A 24282-nucleotide genomic window follows, 5' to 3' on the forward strand; every position below is an offset into this window, starting at 1 on the left:
ATCCGCATTCGGAATGCGCCGGGTCTACGTCCGGAGAAGACGTCCGGGGCCGAATGACCTTTCTGGGAGAGACCAATGCGAAAGCTTGTAATATCCATATCCGTGCTCGCCGGACTTCTGTTAGCGGGAGCAGGCCCAGCATCTGCCAATGCAGCTGCTGGCTTAACCACTATGCAAGTGCAGGTTGACAAGTCTCCGGGCCTGGTCACCAAGGCCCGTTGGCGTCATGGGGGGCATCACCGCGGATGGCGCCATCACCGCCGCTGGGGTCGCGGTATCTATTTCGGATTCGGGTCGCCTTACTACTACGGCTACTATCCTCGCCATCACCGTTGGGGCCACCGTGGCTGGGGCCACCGTGGCTGGGGTCATGGCGGCTGGGGCGGCCGTCACCACGGTGGTGGCCACGGCGGACATCGTGGTGGCCATGGTGGTGGACACGGCGGACATGGTGGTGGCCACCACTAGAATCGGCCTAAATTCAAACAAGCGACTTTCGAGCGATCCGCGTGGTCCATCCGCCGGGTCGCTTTATTTTTTCCGCGTATTCTCCGACTGTCCGAGTTGCAACACTGCGACACTTTTGGCATGGTCCGCCCCGACTCTCAGCCGACGACAAAAATGAGAGAGAGCGAGAAATGCCGGGGGCGGGATAGCTGTTTCGGCGGCGCCTGAAAGCACCTGGAATACAGGTCCGGTCAACGGGCCTCGATGGAAGCGTGCCAAAAGGGACCACTCAATGAGCAATATACTTTGGGGGATCATCGCCTGTGGGGCGTTGTCGATCCTCTACGCATTCGTAACGTCCAATGCTGTGATGGGCGCCGACCAGGGCAATGCCCGGATGCAGGAAATCGCTGCAGCCGTGCGCGAAGGTGCGCAAGCCTATCTCAACAGACAGTACCGCACGATTGGCATCGTCGGCGTGGTCATCTTCGTATTGGCGTGGCTGCTTCTCGGGCCGCTTCAGGCATTTGGATTTTTGATTGGCGCGGTCCTGTCGGGCCTTGCTGGCTTCATCGGCATGAACGTGTCGGTGCGGGCCAACCTTCGAACCGCTCAGGCGGCGACGGTTTCGCTCGCCAAGGGCCTGGACATCGCATTCAAGGCCGGTGCGATCACCGGCATGCTGGTTGCGGGCTTGGCGCTGCTCGGCGTCGCCGTCTACTACGCGTTCCTCACAGCCGGTCTCGGCAAGGAGCCGGGTAGCCGCGACGTCGTCGACGCGCTTGTCTCGCTGGGCTTCGGCGCATCGCTCATTTCGATCTTCGCTCGTCTCGGCGGCGGCATCTTTACAAAAGGTGCGGACGTCGGCGGCGATCTCGTCGGCAAGGTCGAGGCAGGCATTCCGGAAGACGACCCGCGCAATCCCGCAACCATTGCCGACAACGTCGGTGACAACGTGGGTGACTGCGCAGGCATGGCGGCGGATCTCTTCGAGACCTACGCCGTGACCGTCGTCGCCACGATGGTGTTGGCTGCCATCTTCTTTGCAGGCCAGCAGAATCTCGCGGCCTTGATGCTTTACCCGCTCGCTATTTGCGCGGCCTGCATCGTGACTTCGATCGTCGGTACATACTTCGTGAAGCTCGGCACCAATGGCTCGATCATGGGTGCCCTCTATCGCGGCGTGATCGCCTCGGCGGTCTTGTCGATCGCGGGTCTCTGGGCGGCGACCGAATATGTGCTTGGCGGCTTTGGAGACGTCGGCACCGCGGCCGGCCAGACGATCTCCGGCTGGAACCTGTTCCTCTGCGGCCTCGTCGGTTTGGGTCTTACTGGCCTCATCGTCTGGATCACCGAATACTACACGGGCATCGGTTATCGCCCGGTTCGGTCCATCAGCCAGGCGTCCGTCACAGGGCACGGCACGAACGTGATCCAGGGTCTCGCTGTCTCGCTCGAAGCCTGCGCGCTGCCGACGATCGCCATCGTGGCCGCCATCATCGCGACCTACAAACTCGGCGGCCTGTTCGGGACGGCGATCGCGACGACGACGATGCTCGGCCTCGCCGGCATGATCGTGGCTCTCGATGCTTTCGGGCCCGTCACGGACAACGCTGGCGGCATCGCCGAGATGGCCGGACTGCCGAAGGAAGTGCGCCGTTCGACCGACGCGCTCGACGCCGTCGGCAACACTACCAAGGCCGTCACGAAAGGCTACGCGATCGGCTCGGCCGGTCTCGGCGCTCTCGTGCTCTTCGCAGCCTACAACTACGACCTGCAGCACTTCATCGCCGAGGGTAACGCTCCAGGCGCGACGGGCTATCAGTTCTTCAAGGACGTGCAGGTGAACTTCGGCCTCGACAATCCCTACGTCGTCGCAGGCCTTCTGCTTGGCGGTCTCATCCCCTTCCTGTTCGGCGGCCTCGCCATGACGGCCGTCGGCCGCGCAGCGGGCTCGATCGTCGAAGAGGTGCGCCGCCAGTTCAAGGCGAACCCGGGGATCATGAAAGGTACCTCGAAGCCTGATTACGCACGCGCCGTTGACTTGCTGACCCGTGCAGCGATCAAGGAAATGGTCGTGCCGTCGTTGCTGCCGGTGCTCTCGCCGATCGTGCTGTTCATCGTCGTCAACGCGATTGCCGGCAAAGGCGCGGCGTTCTCCGCGGTCGGTGCGATGTTGCTCGGTGTCATCGTCACCGGCATCTTCGTCGCCATCTCGATGACGTCGGGCGGCGGCGCCTGGGACAACGCGAAGAAGAGCTTCGAAGACGGCTTCGTCGACAAGGACGGCGTCAAGCACGTGAAAGGTTCGGAAGCCCACAAGGCATCCGTGACCGGCGATACGGTCGGCGATCCCTACAAGGATACGGCCGGCCCAGCCGTCAACCCGGCGATCAAGATCACCAACATCGTGGCGCTCCTGCTGCTCGCCGTGCTTGCGCACTGGTAATCGGCAATACGCTTTGAAATGACGAAGGCCCCGGAGTTCGCTTCGGGGCCTTTTTTGTATCCGTTCGCCTGCCGTCGTCTAAGCCGAGATCAGCCGACCAGCTTCGGGTCTTCGCTGTCGTGCACGTGCCCGATGGCTTTGAGAAAGCGCTTGTCGAGAAGCGAAGGCCTCAGAAGCACCTTTTCCGAGTGGACATCCTTCACGGCCGAGCGCGGTATGACGAACTCGCCTGCGTTCTCCACGTAGATGACGAGTGAGGTGGGGGTGACTTCGCGGACGGCGCCGATGCCGTCCTTGCCGTCAACCAGGAAAGCCATGAAGCCAACTTCTATGTGTTCGGTCATGTGTTATCCCTGCGCTGTTGCGTAGAGGGCCGACCATGGAACGGGCCGCCCGAACCAAGGTTGATCTGCGTCTTTCGCGGTGCCGTTGCAAGCGCAGCGCCGCTGTGAGGAAAGAATATAGCAGTCGCCGCGCCCGAAACGATAGGCAACGATAGGCGAGATCATGCGATTGCGAGATCAGGTAAAGTAAATATCCGGTTAGCCGCCGCCGAAGAGCTGTTGCTTGCCGAGGTTCCGGAACAATTGCTTCAGGATGCCTTCGTCTTTGCCGCCAGGGGCCGGTGTTTTGCGGCTGGCGAAATCGAAGATCTTTCCGTCCTTCAGGCCGTAATTCGCAATACTGTCGACGGTGCCGCCCTGGTTGAAATAGACCGCGACGACTTGCCGGTCGGTCTCGGTCGGAAGGAAAAACGACTTTTGACTGTCGGTGCTCGATATATAGTAGAAGGCGCGTCCGTCGCCGACGACCGCCGTGGTCGCCGGAGTGCCGAGCGATGTGCGCACTTGGTCCTGGCTCATTCCGGGCTGAATGGACTGCAAGTCGGTCGCCCTGAACTGCTGGCCGTGCTTGGTGATCGTCGGACTGCCGCACGCCGCCAGGAAGACGGTTGACGCCAGTAAGCCTGAGCGAAGGATCGCCTTGAGTAGCTCACTTGAATGGCCGTGCTTTTTCATTTGAACTTTCATTCTGGCGCGAATCTCTTCGCCCTATCGCCGCCGTGTGTTTAGATTGTGCGTCAAAAGCCGGCAACTGCGCGCCCCCGTGGCCGCACGGCATGATCCCCAGACATTTGCTCTGCTCGTGCTGCTAACCAAGGAATCCGATTATGTTGCGATGGCTAAGGCAACGGGCCGAAACCAGCCGCAAAGCAGAAGAGCTTTATGGCAGCGTCGTGGCCGCGGCGCGGCAGCCGGATTTTTACGGTGCCCTCGGTGTTCCGGACACACCGGAAGGCCGGTTCGAGCTGGTTGCACTCCATCTTTTTCTCGCGCTCGAAGGCTTGCGGGGGCAAGGGACCGCCGCCGAAGCGCTCGCGCGGCGCACGATCGAAACTTTCGTCATTGATATGGACGACTGCATGCGCGAGATGGGGGTTGGGGACCTAACGGTGCCGAAGAAGGTTAAGCGGGCGGCGGCGGCCTTCTACGAGCGCGCTTCGATCTATCGCCAAGATCTGATTGAGGATCGGGCCGGCGCAGGCGCTCCGCGCCTAACCAAAAGCGTCCGCGGCTATGTCTTTGCGGATTCCGTTGAGCGGGAAGGCGGCGCAGCCGGACTTGCGCACTACATGCAAGCCGCTTCATCCGCCCTCGCGGATCACGCATTCGGTGAATTCGTAGATGCCGGAATGGCGAGCCGGCTGCTTGCCACTGCCACATCAAAACACAAGGTATCAATGACGTGACCGACCAACTGAATTGGATCGAAAAGGCGGCGGAAATTCCGGCCAGCGGATTGGAACGCGACCGCGCGGCGACGTCCGCTGAGCTTCAAGCCATTGCCCAGGCTCTCGATATCCTGAAAGTCGCCAGCCTTTCCACGAACTATCGCATCAATGCGATAGCCGGAAACGGCTACCGGCTGCGCGGCACGATCACGGCGAACGTCGAGCAGGCATGCGTTGTGTCGCTCGAGCCCGTGAGCGGCAAGGTGGAAGCTCCTTACGAGGTCGAGTTCTTTCCGACCGTCGACGTCAAGGATGACGAAGAGGAAGCCTCGATCCTCGAAGGCACCGATATCGAGGTCCTTGAACACGGCATCATTCCGGTCGGCCGGATCGTCTACGAGACGCTGTCTGCGTCCCTCGACCCATATCCGCGCCGTCCGGACGCCGAGTTCAATTGGGAGGACCCGAAGGCCAAGGACCCCGACAAGGTGAGCCCCTTCGCGGCTTTGTCCAAGCTCAAGCCTCCCGGCTGAAGTGACCCCGTTTCGGCGCTGGGAGGCGGCCGAAGTGGATAAAATGTCAAGCCAAAACCGGGGGATATGAGTGCTTCTGTCACGAGGCGCGATTTCGCCTTGTGGGCGGGCTCCAAAAGGCTATGGTCTCGCCCGATTTCGGGGAAATATAAGGCCCATGCCGGGTCTGGCACCTCCTCAGTGCCAATATGGCTTCAACGGCAATCAAGAATGGCGAGTCCAAAGACTATCGCGCTGGACGCAATGGGTGGCGATCACGGTCCGGAGGTTGTCGTCCCCGGGGCGGCATTGTCCCTGGAGCGCCAACCTGCGCTGAGCTTCATCTTCTACGGCGACCAGCCGCGCATTGAAGCCGCTATCGCGCGACATCCCTCACTGCGCGCCAAAGCGCGTATCGTGCACACGGATCATGTGATCGCGATGCACGAGAAGCCGAGCCAAGCCTTGCGCCGTGGCAAGGGCTCCAGCATGTGGCTGCCGCTCGAAGCCGTGAAGTCCGGCGAGGCTGATGCTGCGGTTTCGGCAGGAAACACCGGCGCCCTGATGGCCATAGCGAAGCTGGTGCTTCGGCCGATCGCCGGCATTGAACGCCCGGCAATCGCAGCCATTTGGCCGACGATCAAATCGGAATGCATCGTCCTCGATGTTGGTGCCAATATCGGCGCGACAGCCGGCCAGCTTGCTGATTTTTCGCTGATGGGCGCCGCGATGGCGCGCGCCGTATTCCATATCGAGCGGCCGTCCGTCGGCCTCTTGAACGTCGGCACCGAAGAGATGAAGGGCAACGAAGACGTCAAGGCCGCACACGCGCTGCTGAAGTCGATCGACGCCCTGCCGCTCGAATACAAAGGCTTTGTCGAAGGCGATCAGATCGGTCGCGGCACGGTCGATGTCATCGTCGTGGAAGGCTTCGCAGGCAACATCGCCTTGAAAACGGCGGAAGGCACGGCAAAGCAGATCAGCAGCTATCTTCGCGCCGCCATGACGAGTTCCGTGCTGAGCAAGATCGGCGCCTTCCTGGCGCAAGGCGGCTTCCGCGTGCTGAAGGAAAAGATGGACCCGAGGCGCGTCAACGGCGGTACGTTCCTCGGCCTGAACGGTATCGCGGTGAAGAGCCATGGCGGCACGGACGCCTTTGGATTTGCGAGCGCGGTGGATCTTGCTTACGAAATGGCCGATTCCGGTTTGATCGCGCGCCTGACGGCGGATATCGACGTTTTTCATCATAGGCTTTCCGGCGCCGCCGGCGGTTCGCAGCCGCAGAGCGCGACGGGCAGCCCACTCGGAAAGGCATAGATTTGGCAGTCCTTCGTTCTGTCATTCGCGGCGTCGGCGCACATTTGCCGAAGCGCATTGTGACCAATGACGACCTCGCAAAAATCGTCGATACGAGCGACAGCTGGATTCAAGAACGATCCGGCATCGTCTGCCGCCATATCGCCGATGAAAATGAGTTGACGTCGGACCTCGGCGCCGCGGCAGCCAAGCAGGCATTGGTCCGGGCAGGGATCGATCCCGTCGACATCGACCTCATCGTCTGTGCGACGGCAACCCCCGACCGCACGTTCCCAGCAACGGCAGTCAGAATCCAGTCGATGCTCGGCGTCACGAAGGGCGCAGCGTTCGACGTACAGGCGGTGTGCTCGGGCTTCGTCTACGCCATGACCATTGCCGACAACTTCCTGAAACTCGGGCAATCCAAGCGCGCGCTCGTCATCGGCGCCGAAACCTTCTCGCGCATTCTCGATTGGTCGGATCGTTCGACGTGCGTTCTATTCGGCGACGGCGCCGGCGCGGTCGTGCTCGAGGCGCAGCCGCAGCACGGAACCAACGACGACAAGGGCATTCTCTCGACGAGAATTCGCTCGGACGGCCGCTTCGAGGATTTGCTCTACGTCGACGGCGGCCCGGGATCGACCAAAACCGTTGGCCACCTCCGCATGAATGGCCGCGAGGTTTTCCGGCATGCCGTCCAGAAGATTTCGGGCGTCATCGAAGAAACGCTCGTCGAAACAGGCTACGCAGCCGACGAAATCGATCTCTACATTCCCCACCAGGCCAACAAGCGCATTCTCGACGGTATTGCGAAAAAGCTGGGCGTTGCGCCCGAGAAAATCGTGATGACGCTCGACAGGCACGGCAACACGTCGGCCGCGTCCATCCCATTGGCTCTCAATGACGCCTTCGAGGCCCACCGCGTTAAGGAGGGCAGCCTCATCCTGATGGAAGCGATGGGTGGTGGCTTTACCTGGGGCGCCGTACTTGCCCGCTGGTAGGCAAATTGGTGCACTGCAGCGTAGAAAGTCGTGATTTTTCAGTCGCTTGTTCGCCCCTCCCGTTGACCCCGCGACCAACCGCCGCTACCATAACCGGTCAGAACGGATGTTCGGCTGGGAGAACAAAATGGCGGGCAAGACGTTGACGCGGGCAGATCTTGCTGAAGCCGTCGTCGAAAAAGTTGGGTTGCCGCGCAACGAGAGCCAGGATCTCGTTGAGCGTGTCCTGGATGAGATTTCGGGAAGCTTGGCGGAAGGCGATGCGGTTAAGCTTTCGTCCTTCGGATCCTTCGGCATCCGCCAAAAAGGCGAACGCGTCGGACGCAATCCGAAAACCGGCGAGGAAGTTCCGATCACGCCGCGGCGCGTCTTGGTGTTCCGCCCATCGAACATCATGAAGGACCGTATCAACAAGGGTCACGCGAAACGTTAGAGATCCGATTGCATCGCGACGGAACTGAGCGTTCAATCGTTCGTAGCTACGGTACTCGCGAGGGCACGATACCATGAACAAGTCTGCGGAGGCATTTCGCACGATCGGTGAAGTGGCTGACGAGCTGCAGATTCCGAAGCATGTTCTGCGCTTTTGGGAAGGACGATTCCCGCAGATCCGTCCGATGAAGCGCGGAGGCGGACGGCGTTATTACCGCCCTGAGGATATGGAGTTGCTGCGGGGCATCCGCGCGCTGCTTCATGCTGAAGGCTACACGATACGCGGCGTCCAGAAGATCCTCCGGGAACACGGCGTCGAGCAGGTCAAGGCCGCGGCTCACCGGGTTGCGGCAGCGCAGGCCGCGGCGGCTCCGGCCGAGCCGGCGAGCCGCAAGCGCGGAAGGAAGCCCGTAGCGAGAGCGACGGCAACGGCCGCACAACCCGAAGACAAAGGATCCGAAAAAACCGTCGTCCCGGTCAAAGTTCAGATTCTGGCTGCAATCCGCGAACTCGAAATCGCGCGCGCCATTCTCCGCGGCCAGCCGCTCAATGCAACGGATGGTGCCGACGATCTGAAGAAGCCGCGTGCAGGCCGGTCGTAAGCATCAAGCCGCGGTGCAAACAGACATGCCCGCTCATAACGAGGGCCGCGACAAGGCCCCCAACGATCTTGAGGTATTCTTCGTCGATCTCGTCAAATCGGCGGCGCTTCTCGAAGCCGAGGAAGAGGCGACACCCCGACTTTCCGCATCCGACGACGAACGCGCGAGCGCCATGGCCGATCGCGAGGCAGCGCGGCATTGGCGTGCCACGCGCATTGCGACCCGCATCGTGCTTGAACGCGCTGGAGGCGACGCGTTCCGGAGATTGAATTTCGAGATCGAAACCGGGGGCCGCCCGAGACTAGCCGGAGCTCCGCATTTCAACGTCTCTCACACCGGCGAAGCCGCACTCATCGTCGTCTCGAAAGAGATGCAGCCCGGCGTCGACCTCGAGCGAAGGGAACGTCGCCTCCGGATGTCGGATGAGCGACGGCAGCGGATCATCAGCGCCGCCCAACGAATGGGAGCCCGACAGGCATTGTCGCCGGCGTCCGACACCGACGTCATCGTGGCGTGGGTCCGCCTTGAAGCTGCCGCCAAGGCGCTTGGTTCGGGTATCGGCCGATTGCTGACGGAGCATGGCGTCGTCGGAGGCAGTCGCGCGGTCCACGCGCAAGACTCAGAATTTGATCTCCAGATCCGGGATCTGGTCGTCGGAGATCAGTTCGTGGCGGCAGTCGCAGCCCAACGTCTTCCTGAAAGAATAGACGTGACTTTGTTCCCGGCCGATAACCTCGGCGGGTTCATAAGCGGCAAATGACAGCCAGTGTCCGGAACGTGATCCGCAATCAGGGAGCGTAGCCGAATAGCTTCGGCCACGGATTGCTGACCGTCTTCTGCTCCCGGTTATGCCGGTTGCGTTGCCGGGGGGGAGTATCGGACTTCGACTCAGCCTTTGCATTCGTGACCGAACCGCTCTCGGAGTCCGACGCGCTCTGCTTGCCCGTCGCCGGAGCGGCCTCGAAAGCCGTCGCGGACGGATCTTTGACTGCGAGCAGGATGTTCGACTCCGTCGGCCGCCAGCGGTAGCCGAGGCTGAAATCGATCGGTTTCGCGTTCCCCTTTGCGAAAACGTCCTTGAGCCTCGCCTGATATTGCCCGCCGAAGAGGCTGATGGGACCCACGTAACGGCCGTAGGGATGAAGCTGCCAGCCTTGCGCGAAGAAGCGTATCGGGATGCCGGAGTCGTCCTCAAGCAGCGAAACGCTGTGCGAAAGCAGGAAGTCGCGCACGGTCGAGAAATGATCCGAGTGCATCAGGTACGACGCGCTCTTCAAGAAGCTGTCGCCGTGCCCGAGCGTTTCGCAGAAGGTGAGAAACCCGCTGCTCTTGATGCCGCTGTCGGACAAGTCCGTGCTGAAATAGTAGATCGTGCGTTTCTTGCCGACATTGGCGTCCGAGAATACGATCTTCGCGCCCCGGCCGGTGGCGTTCGCGATGTTCTCTTCGACCGGATGCAGTGTGCCGTCGCTCTGCAGATCGAACAGCGAGATGTCGTAGATCGTCTTGCCGGAGCGCGCCAGGAAGGTCATCAGCACAGGCAGTGTGCCGTTGAGCTTGGCGCGGCTGAAATCGACGCGCATGAATTTCGTCTGGAAGAAGCTGTAGCTCAGAACAGAGCTCAACGACGAGCGAAGGTCCCGGAGGGAACTCGCAATCTCGCCGCGGGAAAACTTGCGCAGATCCGGGATCTGGCCCGGAGGCTCGAGACCCGCCATCACATAAGTGTCGGCCGACGGAAAGAATGCGTCCGCATATAGAAAGTCCGGCCCGCTGAAGAGATAGAACAGCACCGGCTGAGGGTTATTGAAATCGCGCGCAACCATGGTGCGGATCTTCGACAGCTGGCGCCGCTCAAGTCCGTCCCAGGCCTCGTCGAAACTGCGGGAGTATTGCTTCCAATACCCTTCGTTCGTGTACGCCGTAAGGGGCGACCCCGCCGACGGTTGCAACCCGGCGATGAAACGGGCCGTATCGTTGATACTGGCGCTCGGTTCGGCCTGCGCGGAAAAGGGAATGATCGCGAACGCAACAGCCACGACGGCGGCGATCGCAACGGAGACGCGCATTCTAGCCATGTTTGGTCCTATTGAGGTCTTGCATCAACCAACGAACGCCGTTGCGAAAAGGCATAAACGGCCAAACCCGTCAGCATGATGGCAAGACCAGCCAGCGACTGCAGAGGACGCTCGACAACGAGGTAGTACATCATGAAAGCGGTCACGCCGAGGAAGATAAACGGCGTCACCGGATAGCCCCAGGTTCGATAGGGACGGGGTAGATCGGGTTCGGTCCAGCGCAGCACGATCACGCCGAGCACGGCCAGGAAAGAGCAAAGCGTGAGGCTGAACTGGATCGTGTCGAGAACAGCCTCAAAGCTCTGCGTCATGAGCAGCACAGTGACGATACCGAGCTGCAACAGAATTGCGGTCTTGGGAACGCCGTCGCTCGTCGTGTACGAAAGCGCCCGCAGCAGCGCATGATCTTTGCCCATCGCCATCGTGACGCGAGGTCCGATCCACGTCATGGCGCTGATCGAGGAAATGAGGCCGATGCAGATCAGCCCTCCGACGATCCGTCCGCCGAATTCGCCGAAAATGTGTTTGCCGGCGACCAGCGCGACGTCGAGCTGTCCGGCCATGGCTGAAATCGGCGTCGTGTAAAGGAACACGGCGTTGAGAGCGACATAGCCTGCGATGACGATCAAAGTCGCTGCAACGATCGAGCGCGGCAAACTGACGGAAGGTTCGCGAATTTCGCCGGCGATATAGGTCGCAGCGTTCCAGCCGGAGTAGGCGTACATCACGAAGACAAGGCTGACCGCGAACGGCGCGCTCGCGACATAGGTCCAGTCGTCGGCCGAGGGGGCGAAGGAAATGGGCTGTGGCGTCCCGTAGGCGAGCCCGGCGATGATCAGCGCAACGATGAGCGCGCCTTTGATCAGCGTCGAGATGTTCTGGAATTTGCTGGAGTGCTTGATGCCGCTGAGATGCACTGCGGTTACGATCCAGACGACGGCGAGCCCGAGAAAAAGCGGCGGAATGTCAGGCGAGATCGCTTTGAAGTAGACGCCGAAGGCCATCGCCGCGAGCGCGATTGGGGCCGAGAACCCGACTGTCGCGGATATCCAGCCTGCGAGAAAGCCGACGGCCGGATGATAGATGCGCGAGAGGAAATTGTATTCCCCGCCTGACCGTGGAAACGCCGCAGCCAACTCCGCATAGGCGAGGGCGCCACAAAGCGCCGCAACGCCTCCGACGATCCAGAGCAACAGCACCGAGAATGCAGAGGGAATGCTCGCGACCTGAAAGCCAAGGCTGGTGAAAACACCGATGCCGATCATATCGGCAACGGCGAGAGCGGTGGCGGTGACCGTGGAGACTGTCCGGATATCGAGACCGGAACCCATCGAAGACGGTGCGCGGATGCTGGCGGCAGATGTCATGAAATAGCTTAACCGTGGCCGACTCGGGGACAGTATTGACTCGGATGCACAGCAACAACTGCCGACAGAACATGTTGAATCCGCGTTGCTAAAATACATCTAGCGCGTTGCGCGCAAGAACCTGTGCGTGGATTCGCCAAGTGCAGCATAACGTCATCCCTTCGGCATTCGGGCCGGCGCATCTCACGAATTGAACAACTTTGGACTTTACAGCCACACGTCAATTCGTGGGCGAATCGTGGCTGACTCTTCTGTGCGAGGGTAAACGCAACTCTAATGAACGACGACGGAGTGTCGAGCGCATGGCGCCGGCGGCAATAAACGACGGGCGACGGAAATTTCTTGCGCAAGCTCTCGGCGCAAGCGTGGCCTGGACGCTGAATGTTTCGGATGCTGGCGCAGCGAGCAAGACGGGCAAGCATCCAGTCGCGCCTTCCAAGACTGAAGTGAAATCGAGAAGCGGCCCGACCAAGGCCGCAAAGACGAGCCTTGTGCCGTTCGATACGGCGCCCTTTCCGTATCATGGAACGATGCCGGGCTCCGCCGCACCGTTTCTGAATGTCGATGAAGGCGGCCGCAAAGGTCATCGCACGGGATCGGGGCGCGTCTATTGGGAAGATCAGACCTACAACGATAATCGTGTGCTGTTGCACATTCCGAAGGGCTTCGACATTCGCCGCCCCGCATTGATGATGGTCTTCTTTCACGGCCACGGCGCAACGCTTCAACGCGACGTTCTCGAGCGCCAGAAAGTTCCGGATCAGATCTCGGCATCCAACGCGAATGTCGTTCTTGTTGCGCCTCAGCTTGCGGTCGATGCCGCGGATTCGAGCGCCGGAAAATTCTGGCAGCCCGGCGTCTTCGGGCGTTTCATCGGCGAGGCCGGACAGCAGCTTGCGCGCATGCACGGCGACCGCAAATCGCTGCGAACTTTTGCGAGCATGCCGGTCATCGTCGTCGCCTATAGCGGAGGATACGTGGCGGCGGCTTCCGCGATCGAGCGCGGCGGTTTGAAGAAGCGCGTTCGAGGCGTCGTCCTTCTCGATTCACTCTATGGCGATCTCGACAAGTTCGCGCATTGGATAGAGGCGGATCCGTCGGCCTTCTTCGTAAGCGTCTATCTCGGCTCGACGCGCAATCAGAATGCCCAGTTCGAAAGTATTCTCGCAGCCCACGATGTCGACGTCAGCCCCGAGATAAATAAACGCCTTGCAACCGGCGGCGTTGCCGTGGTTCCGGGAGGCGACGTCCGCCACCGCGATCTCGTGACCCATGCCTGGGTCGAGAACCCGATCATCGATATCTTGAAGAGATTGCCCGAATATCGGCGTTGATGGCCGAGGTTTCGTGCTGTTCGCCGCCCGATACAACGTAATCAAGGGCCCCCGATTAGCCAAGATACGCGCCCGCCAGGTACATCCTCCTTGACGGGGGGGAGTGTTCCGGGTACCCAACGCCGAGATCGACCGGCCAGATCGACCGGGTGGCCCTCCTGACGCGAAGTTCAGGCTGGAGCCATCGAGATTTCCAAATCGGAGCGTAGCGCAGCCTGGTTAGCGCACCAGTCTGGGGGACTGGGGGTCGGAGGTTCAAATCCTCTCGCTCCGACCAATCTAAAGCCCTGAAAAACAAGAAGAAAAGCCGTTCTCCTGGGTGTTCTCCTGGGAGAACGGGACCAGAACAAAACCTCCAAAAAGTCCCGGAAAGTCCCGGACCGGGCACAAGAGTCCCGGAATAATCCCGGACTTTTCCCGGCCTCGAGCCGGCCGCAGCCCGCTTCATCCCGATCGCTGATCACCGTTCAACGAGGCGCGTTGACAATGGCTCTCCGTCTGAAAGGCTGCCCGCCTTGTCGCGCGTAATGGAGACGGAAATGGCTAAGTCTAAGGGACCTGAGAACGATGGCGTTCTGGCGTACGCTCGTAGGTGGTCCGAGCATTGGCAGAACCAAATCGATCTGTTCACGAGTGGTGTAAAGACAACCCACGAAGTGCGGAACGGAGTGCGAGTGGACACTACTGAGGAGAGCTTAGTCTTCGCGGTAGAGAAGCTTGGCGAGATGAATGCCCTGGCCGAAAGACAAGAGGCGCATCACAGAAAGTCCTAGCTGCGCCCGACTCGTGACCGCCGTGCGGAGCCATCCCCTGAAAAGGGGATGATTGCCTGACGCAGGCACGAGGGGTTGCCAGGCCGAGCGAAATTAACGAGCCAGAAAGGTGCGGAGCGGGAAACCACTCCAGACAGAAATGGTGCGGCCGGGAAGCCTGCGCCACCGAAAAAGGCCTAGGCACGCCCTCAAGAGCGTGCAATTAATTGCAGTTGTAGAGGGGGAGTCATGCTTGCGAACGAGACGCTTTTTGGTGAGAAACCGCAGCCTCCAGACGAAGGGCTTGCGAGCGAGCGGGTGAGGCTCGATCGTGTGCAGTACGCGGGGCAGTTCCGGGCGATATGGTCGTTGGCGCTACCGGGCCGGCATCCGGTCTGGGACGAGTATCTGATTTGCCTGTACGACTTACCCGCTTCGGGCGAGGTGCCCGTCATCAGATACAGGGAGGACGTAACGCACGAACTCATAGTCGTGGCCCTCGCGCCCGAGGTCAGGATCGACTTCGACCGGGACGTCTTTGCTCAGTCGCAGCTCATACCGCTCATGGGACCGAACCACGGCTATCAGTTCACGGCTGAGAGCGACGACGCAGCCCTTTCACGAGCCCGTGTCATCGTCTGCAGCGTGCTCGCTGGAACGCTGTCGCCCGAGGACGACGCCAGGGAGCGCTGGGACATGCTGTTCGACGACGGGGTACGGCTGGTCACTTAGACCAGCCACGTTAACCGCTCTCGGCGAATACCGTTGCCTAAGTAGTGCAATTAATTTCACTGGAGGATAGGATGGCTGCAAAGCCAACGAAGTTAGACAAGCTGCTCTTGAAGGTCATGCAGGAGCTAACGGAGGCGATGCCTGCCAACGGGTTCATCGTCGTCTCGATGGGCGAGAAGCACGGCAAAGACCATCTGCTGACGTACTCGAACCTGCCTGACGACGAGGTCCAGCACGTGGCGGCACTGATCCTAGACGTCGGGTCTGTACCCGAGGTGTCAGCTCCGAAGGACCGCAAGATGCTGCATTAGGAAAGGATGTTCCGATGACGACGATTAGCGCCGAGACAATTCTGCGCTCCCGCAACCGCTCACGCCCCGACAAGGTGCTGACGACACTGCTGCTACGCTATCCGCGCTGGATACACGCTGAGTTCCTGACGCACCGAGCCTTCAGCCGGAACGCCGCGAGTTCCCGCGCAATACCGGTGGAGAAGATCATCGCCGACATCATGGCAGATCCGGCAGTGCCGCTGTATTGGGGCAAGAACCAGAAAGGGATGCAGGCCTCTGAAGAATGCAACGCCGAAGTCTACGTCCCGGTGCTAGAGCCCAGGCACTCGGTTTATAACGTTCCCAAAATGAGCAATTCCGAGGCTTGGCTGGCAGCTCGTGATCTGGCCGTAGAAGCTGCTGAGGGGTTTGTCGCTGCCGGGTATCACAAGCAGATCGTGAACCGTCTTCTTGAGCCGTTTGCCCATATAACGACGCTGGTGTCTGCAACTGAATGGGACAACTTCCTGGAGCTGCGCGATCATGCTGCGGCCGAACCGCACTTCCAGATACTCGCCCAGGCGATCCGAAAATGTCTCGACCACGATGTGCAGGAGCTGTCGCCCGGTGATTACCATCTGCCGTTCGTCACGGCGGAAGCGCGTCTGGCTGCTGGCACGTCATGCACGGGTTTGCACGACCTGAAGGTCCTGTCCATCGCCCGATGTGCCTCGACCAGCTACAAGACGGTCGATGGCTTCGAGATGACGCAAGAGAAGGCGCAAGACATCTACGCCAAGCTCGTCGGATCGAGGCCAGTACACGCATCGCCGTCCGAGCACGTGGCGTTCGCCGACTTCTGGGACGAAACAAGCTGGACGGGCCGCCAGCTCCACGGCAACTTCGTCGGCTTCTGCCAATCTCGATTTGGGCTGTAGACAAGATGTGCAATTAATTGCAAAAGGAGGAGTCCTTGGACCGCTGACCCCCCGGTCCTAGTGTCGACAACGGCCGGCACCCAGCTGGCCGTAGGGGACCTTACGTGAGCAAGATCGTCTACAACCGCAGTTGTGCGAATACCGATGCCTTCGCTTTGTTGGTCGAAGGCTGGAACGAACTCGTCCAGGATGGCTTCACGCCGGATGGACTGGCTTCGCCACCGATCTCGGCAGAGAAGGAAGTCCTCTTTGCCGTCAGCAAGGAAGGCGACATCGTCGGCACGATCGCCTTCGACTACGTGGCCGGCCGCGACGCCCTCGTCATAGCGCTGGGCTACGTCGAGGCCTCAAGCCGCCGCAAGGGTGTCTTCACCGAGCTCTACGCCGCTCTCAAAGCCCGCGCGACCGAAGCCGGTGTCAAACGTATCCTGATCCCCGTCGCCCCGAACAACGCAGTAGCTCTCGCCGTCCTGGCGAAACTCGGTTCCGTTGCCGAGTCCGTGCTCTACGCGGCCGATACCGCTTAAGGCCGACGCATGGACAACTTCTGGGGACAGCTGGTCAAGAAACTCAGGGAGGAGCAAGGCGTCTCCCAACGAGTGCTCGCCAGCCGTACGGAGGTCGGCCGCTCGGCGTTGCGTCGGTTGGAAGCCGGCGGCGCTCCAGGCACGATCGACGTCATCGAACGCCTGCTCGATTACCTCGGCTACGAACTCGAAGCCATCAAGCGCGAAGACCACGCCACGGCCCTGAAGGATCAGGCCCAGGCGGAGGCAGACACGAAGCGCCGTTCCCGTATTGCCCTGAACCGGATACTGGCAATTTCACTTTAATCAGTGCAATCAATTGCACCTCGCCGCCACTCCGTTAGAGTGTTCTGAAGTCCACGGAACAAGGAGTGACAGGTGGAGCAGCTAGAAGCCCTTAAGCTCGTTAGGGCGATGGCCCAGCAGTACATGCTGAAGGCCGATGACTACAGCTCGCTCGGCGTCGAAGCCGTCGCAGAGGTTACTAAGCTTATCAAGGAGACAGAGGAGGCCGCCGAGGACCCGATCAAGCACGGCTTGGATTTCCTCGAGACGCACGGCCTGTTCGTCTACGGCACGCTGCATTCTGAGAGCGTCATAGACAACGCCGACTTTTTGGTCGCTGACGATCACCCGTTACACGCCATCGACGAGAAGCAGAAGGCGGCGCTGATACCGGCGATCATGGAGCTTTGCAACGTCAAGGGCGACTTGATCGACCTCGATATCGTCTATGGCGAGTTCAGGGACATGGTCACGGAGCAGCTGATTAAAAACATGGATGATGGAGTGCTGAAAGTATGAAGATCGTATCGTTTGGCTACCGCCGCGGCTTGCCGCTCGGCGACATGGACCGGATTTTCGACTGCCGCGTGATGCGGAACCCGCACAACGACCCGAAGCTCCGCGACCAGTCAGGGCTCGATGGCGAAGTCCAAGGCTTCGTTGCGCAAGATCCGCACTGCATCCCGATGCGTGACCTCGCAGTCGAAGCCGTGAAGAACGGCGCGCAAACGATCGCGTTCGGATGCTACGGCGGACGTCACCGCTCGGTCGCAATGGCAGAGCTCGTTGCCGACCAGCTGCGCGGCCGTAACCTTGATGTCGAAGTCGAGCATCGAGACCTCGAATAGGCGTTGCCTTCGCCTGGCAGTTAGTGCAATTAATTGCACTTCTGCTAGGAGGGTGCATGTCGTTGCCGTTTGCTCGACCGGATATCGGAGACGATGAAGTCGAGGCTGTTGTTGAGTGCATGAAGTCCGGCTGGCTAACCAGCGGCTCGAAAGTCCAGGAATTTGAGGCGAAGTTCGCGGCCTTCACGGGCGCTAAGCACGCAATCGCCGTATCGAGTGCCACCGTCGGCGCTCTGCTGATCCTCGACGCCTTGGGGATCGGATTAGGCGACGAGGTCATCGTCCCGGCCATGACGTTCTCAGGCCCCGCCATGATGGCGCACAGGCTCGGTGCCAACGTCGTCCTCGCAGACTGCTTACCCGGCAGCCACCAGCTCGATCCCGCAGATGTTGCCCGCAAGATCACGCCCCGCACCAAGGTCGTCATGCCCACGCACTTCGCAGGCGAGGCGTGCGATCTCGAGGCGCTGCAATCGCTGTGCGCCACGCACGGGGTGCTACTGATTGACGACGCAGCCCACGCTCTTCCGACCGTCGACAAGTCCGGCGATCGCGTCGGCTCCGGTGCATCGTCGCTCGCCACGTTTTTCTCGTTCTACGCCACGAAGACGCTGACGACCGGCGACGGCGGCATGATCACGACCAATGAAGACTGGCTCGCCGAGCGTATTCGCCCGCTCCGCAGCCACGGCATGAGCCGGCCGGTGTTCGACCGCTACTCGCGCCTCGGCGCTTCCTGGCAGTACGACATTGAGCTACACGATGCTGAAGCTGCCCGACGCTCACACGCCTTATGGCGTTCCGCGCTGGGTCAGCCAGCTCCCGTCCGTACTCGGCTCCCGCAAGGCCGAGGAGTTCAACATGGAGTTCTTCGACAACGGCGGCATCCCGCCGGTTCTGATCACGCTGCAAGGCGGCACGCTGCAGGAGCAGACCCGTAAGGCGCTCGAGCAGAAGATGACGGGTGGCGCTTCCAAGCAGAACCGGGTGCAGATCCTCGAAGTCGAACCGTCCGGCGGCTCGATGGAGCATCCGACGCAAGCGCGTGTCACGGTTGAACGCTTCGGCGGCGATCGCCAGAACGACTCCATGTTCGAAGGCTACGACGACAAGTGCGAGAACCGCGTCCGTCGCGCGTTCCGCTTGGCACCGATCTTCCTCGGTATGTCGGAAGATTACTCGTTCGCCTCGGCTTACGTCAGCTACACGGTCACAGAGGCTCAGGTGTTCAAGCCCGAGCGCGATGAGTTCGACGAGGTCATCAACAACAATCTTATCGTCGTTATGGGTTTCAGCGACTACAAGATGACGTCGAAGCCGCTCGTGATCGAAGACGTCAATCTGAAGCTCGAAGGCCTGCAGGTCGCTATCGGCACGAACCGCGTCGACATGGCCGACGTGATCTACGAGCTGAACGAAGCAACCGGCCTCAGCCTCAAAGTCACCGAAGAACCGGAGCCGCCGGCAGTACCGTCCGGCCTTGAGTCGACGCACACGGTCGACAATGCGGGCAATCTCGTACCGATAAAGCCGGTGCACGTCGAAGCGCCCAGTAACACGAACGCTCCTGGCGGAATGCCGACGGGCTCCTCGAGCAAGGTCAGCTCAAGCACGACCACGACCAAGTCGGACCAGCCGCTTGGCGTCCTAGCGCTTGCCAAGGACACGCTGACGTCTCTGCGCGAACGCGATTTCGGCCAGCTGACGAAGAACCTCGTGCTTATCAAGTCGCTCGATCCGCGCGGCTTGAGTGCTTTCCATATAGCCTGCGCCGAGCTGCAGTTCGTCAATCCCGCACACGATGTCGAAGGGCTCGGAGAGCTCGCCGGCTGCACGATCGCCGTCATGAGCAAGAGCTGCGGCTGCGACGCCCACTGAGGTGATGAATGCCGTCTATGAGAGCCTACCTGTCGCTCGAAGCATCCGTCGCCTCGACGATGCACAGCGAATGGCGTAAGTCCGCCGAAACGCTCATGGAACAGATGCACCCGCTTGTGGAGACGGGGAAGTTCGATGAGGCACACGCAGCCGTCGATCGTATGTCGATGCGTGGTGTCGTCCAAAAGTCGCGGAACCGGCTTGAAGAGCTCGGCACCAGCGCGCTGCTTTTCGGAGCCCACAACGCTGCCGGCAAACTTTCAGAGACGCAGTACCTGAAGGGCGAACCGATCCCGCACGCTCTGCAGGATGCCTGCACGCAGCTTGCCGTCATGATCGAGGACAACGGTGGAGAGTTCATTCGCAAGGCGCTCCATGAACTAATCCGGGACGAAGAGCTTGCCGCCAAGGCCGAGCTGCATAAGGGCGACGAAGTCCATGTGCAGAAAGCCGCCACCAAGACGCTTTCCGAGCGCCTGAATGACGCCGTGCTCGGTACAGGCAGGGCCGTTATCGATGTCGGTGCCAACCTGACGACGAGCCGGCTTGTGACGTTCGGCTTCCTGGCTGAAGCTCAGTCACGCTCGATCACGTCGTACCAGATCTCCGAGGAGCTGGACGATAAGACCTGCCCTGTATGCGAGTACATGCACGGCAAGACGTTCGACGTTGCCCAGGAGTATTCCCGGGTTCTTTCAGCGCTCACGACGCAAGACCCGAAGGAACTCCGGTCGACCGCACCGTGGCCGAGCCAGACGAGGGCTGGGCTAGCCAGCTTGAACGGAATGAGTAACGAGGAGCTGCAGGCGAATGGCTACGGCTCGCCGCCGTTTCACCCGTTGTGCCGTGGCAGCCTCGTCAATGTCGGCACGGTTGAGGAAACGATACCGCTCGGCCGTATGGAGCTGCCGTCCGCACCGGTTTACGTGCCTCCGACGCCAGAACCGGAACTAATGCCGGCCATCTTGCCGTCGAAGCCGTTGCACCTTTTGGACCTGATCAACGATCTGCGCGATCAGGCGGCGCGGGAAAAGGCGCTTCTAGCCTGGTCCGACAACGATTTGGATCTCGTCGAGAAGATCCTGCGCGAGGCAAAGCTGCTGTCAAACTGACGTGGGTCGCTAACGGCCCGCCGTTTGTGCAATTAATTGCAAATGCTCAGAACGCATGGGATACGTCCGGCGTGACATTCGTCATGAATGGGGGCGGAGAAGCGTGCTCGCTAAGACTGCTAGTAACGGTGGCGTCGCTGGTTATGCCGGCAAGTCAACGGTTTCGGCTGTCCAAGAGAGCAACACATCCGTCACCATTAAGAAGTTGGACGAGGAACAGCAGCTCGTTTTCGGAGAAGTCTACGCTCCCGGTTTCCCTGACAGTCAGGGCGACTTCATGAGTGTCGAGACGATCCAGAACATGGCTCACGAGTTTCTGCGCAAGGGCCGGGTCGCCAATATCGACCTGAACCACAACCAGGAACTTAGCGGCTGCTACGTCGTCGAAAGCTTCATCGCACGTGACGATGACAAGACCTTCATTCCGGGAAGCTGGGTGCTGGGAGTCAAAATCCCCGATCCCGAGATCTGGAACTTGGTCAAGTCCGGAGAGCTCAACGGGTTCTCGCTCGACGGCGCGGCGGTGCAAGTCCCCACGGTACTCGAGATCGAGATGCCCCAGGTGCTGACGGGCAAGACCGAAGAGAACGACGGTCACAGTCACACGTTCGAAGTCCGGTTCGACAACGAAGGAAACTTCCTTGGCGGCACGACCAGTCCCGGTCCGGACGGGCACGTACACAAGATTGCTCGCGGCACGATCACTGAGAAGAGCAGCGGGCATGACCACAGGTTCTCGTTCGTGGAAGGCATCCTGAATGTCCAAGCATCAAATTGAAGCGAACGAGCTACTCGGCGCGGACGTGAATTTCGTTTCGCTGGTCAAGCGGGGCGCCAATCGCATCCCGTTTCGGATTACAAAAGAGGACGGTAACATGATCGACCTGCACAAGATCGGCCGGGGTTTCTTCAAGAAGGCCGACCCTAAGCCAGAGATCGTCGCCGCCATCGTGCAGAAGGGAGCCGACCTTGCAAAGGTTGCCGCGATCTTCGCCGCTGCCGGTCTCGAGCTCAAAGATTTCGCCAAGTCCGAAAAGGACGGCATCGTTTCGTTTGCCAAGGCTGACGCAGAGTCGGCCGAAGGTGCAGCTCTCCTGAAGGTTTCCGAAGAAGTCGGTCTCCTGGTGAGCGGTTTGAAGAAGGCGTTCGGCACTGATTACGACTCGACGTCGTTCAGTGAGCGCGTTGCGACCGAAGGGTTTTACTCGTCGGCTTGCGTCGCGGTCGACGTGCTCAAGTCGGTTGTCAGCAACATCCTGTACGAGGCGGAAAGCTCCGCGGACGCTGCCGCAGACGTCGGCTCGGCCGTCGATGAATTGAAAACGTATCTGGTCGCTCTGACCAACGGTCTCCCAGTCCAAGCCTTCAAAGCCGATGTCGAGGTCTCTCGCGCAGGCTCGCTAGCTAAAGCAGACGCATCGGCCTCTGAAGCCGCAGAACTTGAAAATGCGGAAGTTTCAAAGACTGAGCGCGACGCCGAGAAAGTGTCAGTCTCGGAGCCGGCCAAGAAGGGTGAGTCAGTATCGGAAAATCCGGTCGCTGGCAGCACGACTACCGACACCAGTCTCGGCACGAAGCGCCCCGACAACAATATCGACGAAGACCCGGCTGAGGGCAATGCCACACCGCCGGCTTCCGGCGGCAAGTCGAACGTTGGTGAGAAATCTCCATCGAACGACGTGGAAGGAAACCCCGCCGTTACGAAGTCTTCCGAAACAGACAAGGACAAGGACCAAGAGCTTGACGACAGCAAGAGCGGTGCCGGCGCAGAAGATCGCGGCCCGAAAGCTCCTGCAGTCAAGACCGACGAAAGCAAAGTGCTCGAGGCAATCGCAGCACTGCGCAAGTCGGTGGACGAAGCCATTGCTGCCGTCAAGCAAGACGTCGCAGCGGTGAGCGACCGAGTCGATCAGGTGGCCGTCCAGGCCAAGAAGACCGACGAGGCACTGCACGGCACTGTGTTCAACGAAACTGTTGGAGACGCGGCTAACGTCAAGAAGGCCGACGCACCCATCCCGCTCTTGGACACGGCGTATTCTCGCAGAACCGCTTAATGCGGAGGCGTATTTAACCTCAAAGGGGAAGCATAGATGTCTTCAAACTCCAGTCTCCTCCGCAAGGCGGACCTCGCAATCGAGGACTTGCGGGCTGATGGCGGCGAACTCCTGCCCGAGCAGGGCGCGTCGTTCATCCGCAAGCTCATCAAGCAGCCGACGCTCGTTCGCGTCTGCCGCGTCGTTGAGATGACGGCTCCGAAGCGTAAGATCAACAAGATCGGCTTCGGCTCGCGCATCTTGCGCAAAGCTACTTCGGCAGTTCCTCTGACCGAAGCGCAGCGCGCGAAGCCGACGACCGAACAGATCGAGCTCGACGTCAAAGAGCAGATCGCGGAAGTCCGCATCCCGTACGACGTTATGGAAGACAACATCGAGCGCGCTGCTGCAGCGAACAACGAGTCGTCTAACACCGGTCCGTCGGGCCTCCGTCAGACGATCATCGACCTGATCGCCGAACGCGCCGCGCTCGACATCGAAGAGCTCGCGCTCCTCGCAGACAAGAACTACACGTCGTCCAACGCGGACGACCAGGCGTACCTCGCTCAGCTCGACGGCTGGCTCAAGCGTACCGACGCTGACGGCAACGTTGTCGACGCCGAAGGAGAGTCGATCTCCAAGGCGATCTTCAAACAGGGCCTGAAGACGTTGCCGTCGCAGTACCAGCGGAACAAGGCTGCTATCCGTCACTTCGTCTCGGTCAACAACGAGACTGAGTACCGCGATACGCTCGCTGACCGCGGCACCGCACTCGGCGATCAGATGACCCAGGGCACGTCTCCGACGTTCGCCTACGGTTCTCCGATCGAGGGCGTCGCTATGATGCCGGAAGACAAGGGCCTGTACACCGACCCGCTGAACCTGATCTTCGGCATTCAGCGCCAGGTGTCGATGGAGTTCGACAAGGACATCACGTCCCGCGTCTACATCATCGTGTTGACGACCCGTATCGACTTCCAGATCGAAGAGACGGAAGCGATCGTCGAATACACGAACATCGGCACGGTCTGATCTTAGCGGTCTGACGATTGTGCAATTAATTGCAACAAGGCCCGGGGTCATGTACTCTGGGCCTTGTTTTTTGGAGGTGTAGGATGCCAACGATTGAACTGAAGAAGCATCGGCGTTTGAACGTCGGTGGCCAGATTTACGAAAAAGGCAGGGAGCTCGAGGTCGACGACGATACGGCTGAGCTGTTCTCACACGACGACCGCTTCAAGGTGAGCGGCTACGGCGACGAGACCCCGAAGCCAGTCAGGGTTCCGCCGAAGTCTATGAACGTCAAGATCAGAGAAGCGGCAGACTCGCTCGACGTAGATGTGGAGAAGAACTTCACGGACTACGGCTCTCCGTCCGCCGACGCGATCTCGGAAGTCCTCCGCCAGAAGGTCGTGCAGGCCGACGTCGACCGCGCCCTCGGCATCAAGGCTCCGAAGGCGCCCGCCAAGGTCGAAGAGAAAAAGACCGACGAGAAGAAGGTCGAAGAGAAGAAGCCCGGCGTCGTCATCAAGCACAAGAAGGCTGAAGAGCCGAAGCCCGCTGAGACGCTCACCAACGGTGTTCCTGGTGTCCAGGCCTCGGCCGGCGCCGACGTCAAGGACCCGACCACCGAAGGCGCTATGGAGGCTTAAGCC

General features: G+C 60.4%; 28 protein-coding genes and 1 tRNA gene. 25 read left to right on the forward strand and 4 right to left on the reverse strand.

The window, feature by feature from the left end:
• The first annotated feature begins 75 nt into the window (after positions 1-75).
• Positions 76-468 carry a VrrB protein gene (locus K2Q04_RS08990; protein ID WP_291162154.1) on the forward strand — a complete coding sequence of 131 codons (393 nt, stop codon included), beginning with the start codon at positions 76-78 and terminating at the stop codon, positions 466-468.
• 271 nt (positions 469-739) lie between these two features.
• Positions 740-2896 carry a sodium-translocating pyrophosphatase gene (locus K2Q04_RS08995; protein ID WP_291162157.1) on the forward strand — a complete coding sequence of 719 codons (2157 nt, stop codon included), beginning with the start codon at positions 740-742 and terminating at the stop codon, positions 2894-2896.
• An 89-nt stretch (positions 2897-2985) separates the two neighbouring features.
• On the opposite strand, the gene K2Q04_RS09000 is transcribed toward K2Q04_RS08995, so the two are convergent.
• Together K2Q04_RS09000 and bamE are read right to left on the reverse strand one after the other, a co-directional pair.
• On the reverse strand, positions 2986-3240 hold the full coding sequence (locus K2Q04_RS09000) for a hypothetical protein (protein WP_291162160.1): 255 nt from the start codon (positions 3238-3240) through the stop codon (positions 2986-2988).
• Between the two features lie 198 nt (positions 3241-3438).
• The gene (bamE, locus tag K2Q04_RS09005) at positions 3439-3915 is read right to left on the reverse strand and encodes an outer membrane protein assembly factor BamE (RefSeq protein WP_291162163.1); all 477 of its coding nucleotides are present in this window, start codon (positions 3913-3915) and stop codon (positions 3439-3441) included.
• A 152-nt stretch (positions 3916-4067) separates the two neighbouring features.
• On the opposite strand from bamE, the gene K2Q04_RS09010 reads away from it, so the two are divergent.
• From K2Q04_RS09010 to K2Q04_RS09040, 7 genes are all read left to right on the forward strand, one after another.
• Positions 4068-4646: a ubiquinol-cytochrome C chaperone family protein gene (locus K2Q04_RS09010; protein ID WP_291162166.1), complete on the forward strand. Its 579-nt coding sequence runs from the start codon at positions 4068-4070 to the stop codon at positions 4644-4646.
• Positions 4643-5161: a DUF177 domain-containing protein gene (locus K2Q04_RS09015; protein ID WP_291162168.1), complete on the forward strand. Its 519-nt coding sequence runs from the start codon at positions 4643-4645 to the stop codon at positions 5159-5161. The genes K2Q04_RS09010 and K2Q04_RS09015 overlap by 4 nt, the downstream gene beginning before the upstream one ends.
• A gap of 210 nt (positions 5162-5371) precedes the next feature.
• Entirely contained in the window at positions 5372-6457 is a 1086-nt protein-coding gene (plsX, locus tag K2Q04_RS09020; RefSeq protein WP_291162170.1) for a phosphate acyltransferase PlsX, read from the forward strand.
• Positions 6458-6459: 2 nt separating this feature from the next.
• Complete coding sequence (locus K2Q04_RS09025; RefSeq protein ID WP_291162172.1) at positions 6460-7437, forward strand: beta-ketoacyl-ACP synthase III; 978 nt, start codon at positions 6460-6462, stop codon at positions 7435-7437.
• A gap of 127 nt (positions 7438-7564) precedes the next feature.
• Positions 7565-7870: an integration host factor subunit alpha gene (locus K2Q04_RS09030; protein ID WP_092868132.1), complete on the forward strand. Its 306-nt coding sequence runs from the start codon at positions 7565-7567 to the stop codon at positions 7868-7870.
• A gap of 73 nt (positions 7871-7943) precedes the next feature.
• Positions 7944-8471, forward strand: coding sequence for a MerR family transcriptional regulator (locus K2Q04_RS09035; RefSeq protein WP_291162175.1), 528 nt, complete (start codon positions 7944-7946; stop codon positions 8469-8471).
• Between the two features lie 25 nt (positions 8472-8496).
• Positions 8497-9231: a phosphopantetheinyl transferase gene (locus K2Q04_RS09040; protein ID WP_291162178.1), complete on the forward strand. Its 735-nt coding sequence runs from the start codon at positions 8497-8499 to the stop codon at positions 9229-9231.
• 28 nt (positions 9232-9259) lie between these two features.
• Here K2Q04_RS09040 and K2Q04_RS09045 read toward each other — a convergent pair whose 3' ends face one another.
• Both K2Q04_RS09045 and K2Q04_RS09050 read right to left on the reverse strand, forming a co-directional pair.
• Positions 9260-10549, reverse strand: a complete 1290-nt coding sequence (locus K2Q04_RS09045) for a hypothetical protein (protein WP_291162180.1) — start codon at positions 10547-10549, stop codon at positions 9260-9262.
• 8 nt (positions 10550-10557) lie between these two features.
• A complete protein-coding gene (locus tag K2Q04_RS09050; protein ID WP_291162183.1) occupies positions 10558-11916 on the reverse strand; it encodes an amino acid permease in 1359 nt (452 codons plus the stop codon).
• A gap of 302 nt (positions 11917-12218) precedes the next feature.
• Between K2Q04_RS09050 and K2Q04_RS09055 the strand changes: the two genes are divergently transcribed.
• The 16 genes from K2Q04_RS09055 to K2Q04_RS09130 all read left to right on the forward strand — a co-directional run bounded on the left by K2Q04_RS09055 (position 12219) and on the right by K2Q04_RS09130 (position 24279).
• Positions 12219-13250 carry an alpha/beta hydrolase gene (locus tag K2Q04_RS09055; protein ID WP_291162186.1) on the forward strand — a complete coding sequence of 344 codons (1032 nt, stop codon included), beginning with the start codon at positions 12219-12221 and terminating at the stop codon, positions 13248-13250.
• A 199-nt stretch (positions 13251-13449) separates the two neighbouring features.
• A tRNA-Pro gene (locus K2Q04_RS09060) sits at positions 13450-13527 on the forward strand.
• A 724-nt stretch (positions 13528-14251) separates the two neighbouring features.
• Positions 14252-14734, forward strand: coding sequence for a hypothetical protein (locus K2Q04_RS09065; RefSeq protein WP_291162189.1), 483 nt, complete (start codon positions 14252-14254; stop codon positions 14732-14734).
• Between the two features lie 71 nt (positions 14735-14805).
• On the forward strand, positions 14806-15045 hold the full coding sequence (locus K2Q04_RS09070) for a hypothetical protein (protein WP_291162192.1): 240 nt from the start codon (positions 14806-14808) through the stop codon (positions 15043-15045).
• Between the two features lie 14 nt (positions 15046-15059).
• The gene (locus tag K2Q04_RS09075) at positions 15060-15944 is read left to right on the forward strand and encodes a hypothetical protein (RefSeq protein ID WP_291162195.1); all 885 of its coding nucleotides are present in this window, start codon (positions 15060-15062) and stop codon (positions 15942-15944) included.
• A gap of 104 nt (positions 15945-16048) precedes the next feature.
• The gene (locus tag K2Q04_RS09080; RefSeq protein WP_291162198.1) at positions 16049-16471 is read left to right on the forward strand and encodes a GNAT family N-acetyltransferase; all 423 of its coding nucleotides are present in this window, start codon (positions 16049-16051) and stop codon (positions 16469-16471) included.
• 9 nt (positions 16472-16480) lie between these two features.
• A complete protein-coding gene (locus K2Q04_RS09085) occupies positions 16481-16777 on the forward strand; it encodes a helix-turn-helix transcriptional regulator (protein WP_291162201.1) in 297 nt (98 codons plus the stop codon).
• A 72-nt stretch (positions 16778-16849) separates the two neighbouring features.
• Entirely contained in the window at positions 16850-17275 is a 426-nt protein-coding gene (locus tag K2Q04_RS09090; protein ID WP_291162204.1) for a hypothetical protein, read from the forward strand.
• Entirely contained in the window at positions 17272-17604 is a 333-nt protein-coding gene (locus K2Q04_RS09095) for an RNase adapter RapZ (RefSeq protein ID WP_291162206.1), read from the forward strand. The genes K2Q04_RS09090 and K2Q04_RS09095 overlap by 4 nt, the downstream gene beginning before the upstream one ends.
• Before the next feature lie 56 nt (positions 17605-17660).
• A complete protein-coding gene (locus K2Q04_RS09100; protein WP_291162209.1) occupies positions 17661-18545 on the forward strand; it encodes an aminotransferase class I/II-fold pyridoxal phosphate-dependent enzyme in 885 nt (294 codons plus the stop codon).
• Positions 18466-19482, forward strand: a complete 1017-nt coding sequence (locus K2Q04_RS09105; protein ID WP_291162212.1) for a hypothetical protein — start codon at positions 18466-18468, stop codon at positions 19480-19482. Before K2Q04_RS09100 ends, K2Q04_RS09105 begins: the two co-directional genes overlap by 80 nt.
• An 8-nt stretch (positions 19483-19490) precedes the next feature.
• On the forward strand, positions 19491-20594 hold the full coding sequence (locus K2Q04_RS09110; RefSeq protein ID WP_291162215.1) for a hypothetical protein: 1104 nt from the start codon (positions 19491-19493) through the stop codon (positions 20592-20594).
• 103 nt (positions 20595-20697) lie between these two features.
• Positions 20698-21372: an XkdF-like putative serine protease domain-containing protein gene (locus tag K2Q04_RS09115; protein ID WP_291162217.1), complete on the forward strand. Its 675-nt coding sequence runs from the start codon at positions 20698-20700 to the stop codon at positions 21370-21372.
• Complete coding sequence (locus K2Q04_RS09120; protein ID WP_291162219.1) at positions 21353-22648, forward strand: hypothetical protein; 1296 nt, start codon at positions 21353-21355, stop codon at positions 22646-22648. The genes K2Q04_RS09115 and K2Q04_RS09120 overlap by 20 nt, the downstream gene beginning before the upstream one ends.
• A 36-nt stretch (positions 22649-22684) precedes the next feature.
• Positions 22685-23659 (forward strand): phage major capsid protein, encoded by a 975-nt coding sequence (locus K2Q04_RS09125; RefSeq protein WP_291162221.1) that lies wholly within the window; start codon positions 22685-22687, stop codon positions 23657-23659.
• An 83-nt stretch (positions 23660-23742) separates the two neighbouring features.
• Entirely contained in the window at positions 23743-24279 is a 537-nt protein-coding gene (locus tag K2Q04_RS09130; RefSeq protein WP_291162224.1) for a hypothetical protein, read from the forward strand.
• The last annotated feature ends 3 nt before the right edge of the window (positions 24280-24282 follow it).

This window comes from Hyphomicrobium sp. (assembly GCF_019753045.1).
Taxonomy (GTDB): Bacteria; Pseudomonadota; Alphaproteobacteria; order Rhizobiales; family Hyphomicrobiaceae; genus Hyphomicrobium_B.

Bases quoted from the DNA above. Each gene is read 5' to 3' on its own strand.
- K2Q04_RS08990 (WP_291162154.1), top strand. From the start codon at position 76: ATGCGAAAGCTTGTAATATCCATATCCGTGCTCGCCGGACTTCTGTTA.
- K2Q04_RS08995 (WP_291162157.1), top strand. From the start codon at position 740: ATGAGCAATATACTTTGGGGGATCATCGCCTGTGGGGCGTTGTCGATC.
- K2Q04_RS09000 (WP_291162160.1), bottom strand. From the start codon at position 3,240: ATGACCGAACACATAGAAGTTGGCTTCATGGCTTTCCTGGTTGACGGC.
- bamE (WP_291162163.1), bottom strand. From the start codon at position 3,915: ATGAAAAAGCACGGCCATTCAAGTGAGCTACTCAAGGCGATCCTTCGC.
- K2Q04_RS09010 (WP_291162166.1), top strand. From the start codon at position 4,068: ATGTTGCGATGGCTAAGGCAACGGGCCGAAACCAGCCGCAAAGCAGAA.
- plsX (WP_291162170.1), top strand. From the start codon at position 5,372: ATGGCGAGTCCAAAGACTATCGCGCTGGACGCAATGGGTGGCGATCAC.
- K2Q04_RS09030 (WP_092868132.1), top strand. From the start codon at position 7,565: ATGGCGGGCAAGACGTTGACGCGGGCAGATCTTGCTGAAGCCGTCGTC.
- K2Q04_RS09035 (WP_291162175.1), top strand. From the start codon at position 7,944: ATGAACAAGTCTGCGGAGGCATTTCGCACGATCGGTGAAGTGGCTGAC.
- K2Q04_RS09040 (WP_291162178.1), top strand. From the start codon at position 8,497: ATGCCCGCTCATAACGAGGGCCGCGACAAGGCCCCCAACGATCTTGAG.
- K2Q04_RS09045 (WP_291162180.1), bottom strand. From the start codon at position 10,549: ATGGCTAGAATGCGCGTCTCCGTTGCGATCGCCGCCGTCGTGGCTGTT.
- K2Q04_RS09050 (WP_291162183.1), bottom strand. From the start codon at position 11,916: ATGACATCTGCCGCCAGCATCCGCGCACCGTCTTCGATGGGTTCCGGT.
- K2Q04_RS09055 (WP_291162186.1), top strand. From the start codon at position 12,219: ATGGCGCCGGCGGCAATAAACGACGGGCGACGGAAATTTCTTGCGCAA.
- K2Q04_RS09065 (WP_291162189.1), top strand. From the start codon at position 14,252: ATGCTTGCGAACGAGACGCTTTTTGGTGAGAAACCGCAGCCTCCAGAC.
- K2Q04_RS09070 (WP_291162192.1), top strand. From the start codon at position 14,806: ATGGCTGCAAAGCCAACGAAGTTAGACAAGCTGCTCTTGAAGGTCATG.
- K2Q04_RS09075 (WP_291162195.1), top strand. From the start codon at position 15,060: ATGACGACGATTAGCGCCGAGACAATTCTGCGCTCCCGCAACCGCTCA.
- K2Q04_RS09085 (WP_291162201.1), top strand. From the start codon at position 16,481: ATGGACAACTTCTGGGGACAGCTGGTCAAGAAACTCAGGGAGGAGCAA.
- K2Q04_RS09095 (WP_291162206.1), top strand. From the start codon at position 17,272: ATGAAGATCGTATCGTTTGGCTACCGCCGCGGCTTGCCGCTCGGCGAC.
- K2Q04_RS09100 (WP_291162209.1), top strand. From the start codon at position 17,661: ATGTCGTTGCCGTTTGCTCGACCGGATATCGGAGACGATGAAGTCGAG.
- K2Q04_RS09105 (WP_291162212.1), top strand. From the start codon at position 18,466: ATGGAGTTCTTCGACAACGGCGGCATCCCGCCGGTTCTGATCACGCTG.
- K2Q04_RS09110 (WP_291162215.1), top strand. From the start codon at position 19,491: ATGCCGTCTATGAGAGCCTACCTGTCGCTCGAAGCATCCGTCGCCTCG.
- K2Q04_RS09120 (WP_291162219.1), top strand. From the start codon at position 21,353: ATGTCCAAGCATCAAATTGAAGCGAACGAGCTACTCGGCGCGGACGTG.
- K2Q04_RS09125 (WP_291162221.1), top strand. From the start codon at position 22,685: ATGTCTTCAAACTCCAGTCTCCTCCGCAAGGCGGACCTCGCAATCGAG.
- K2Q04_RS09130 (WP_291162224.1), top strand. From the start codon at position 23,743: ATGCCAACGATTGAACTGAAGAAGCATCGGCGTTTGAACGTCGGTGGC.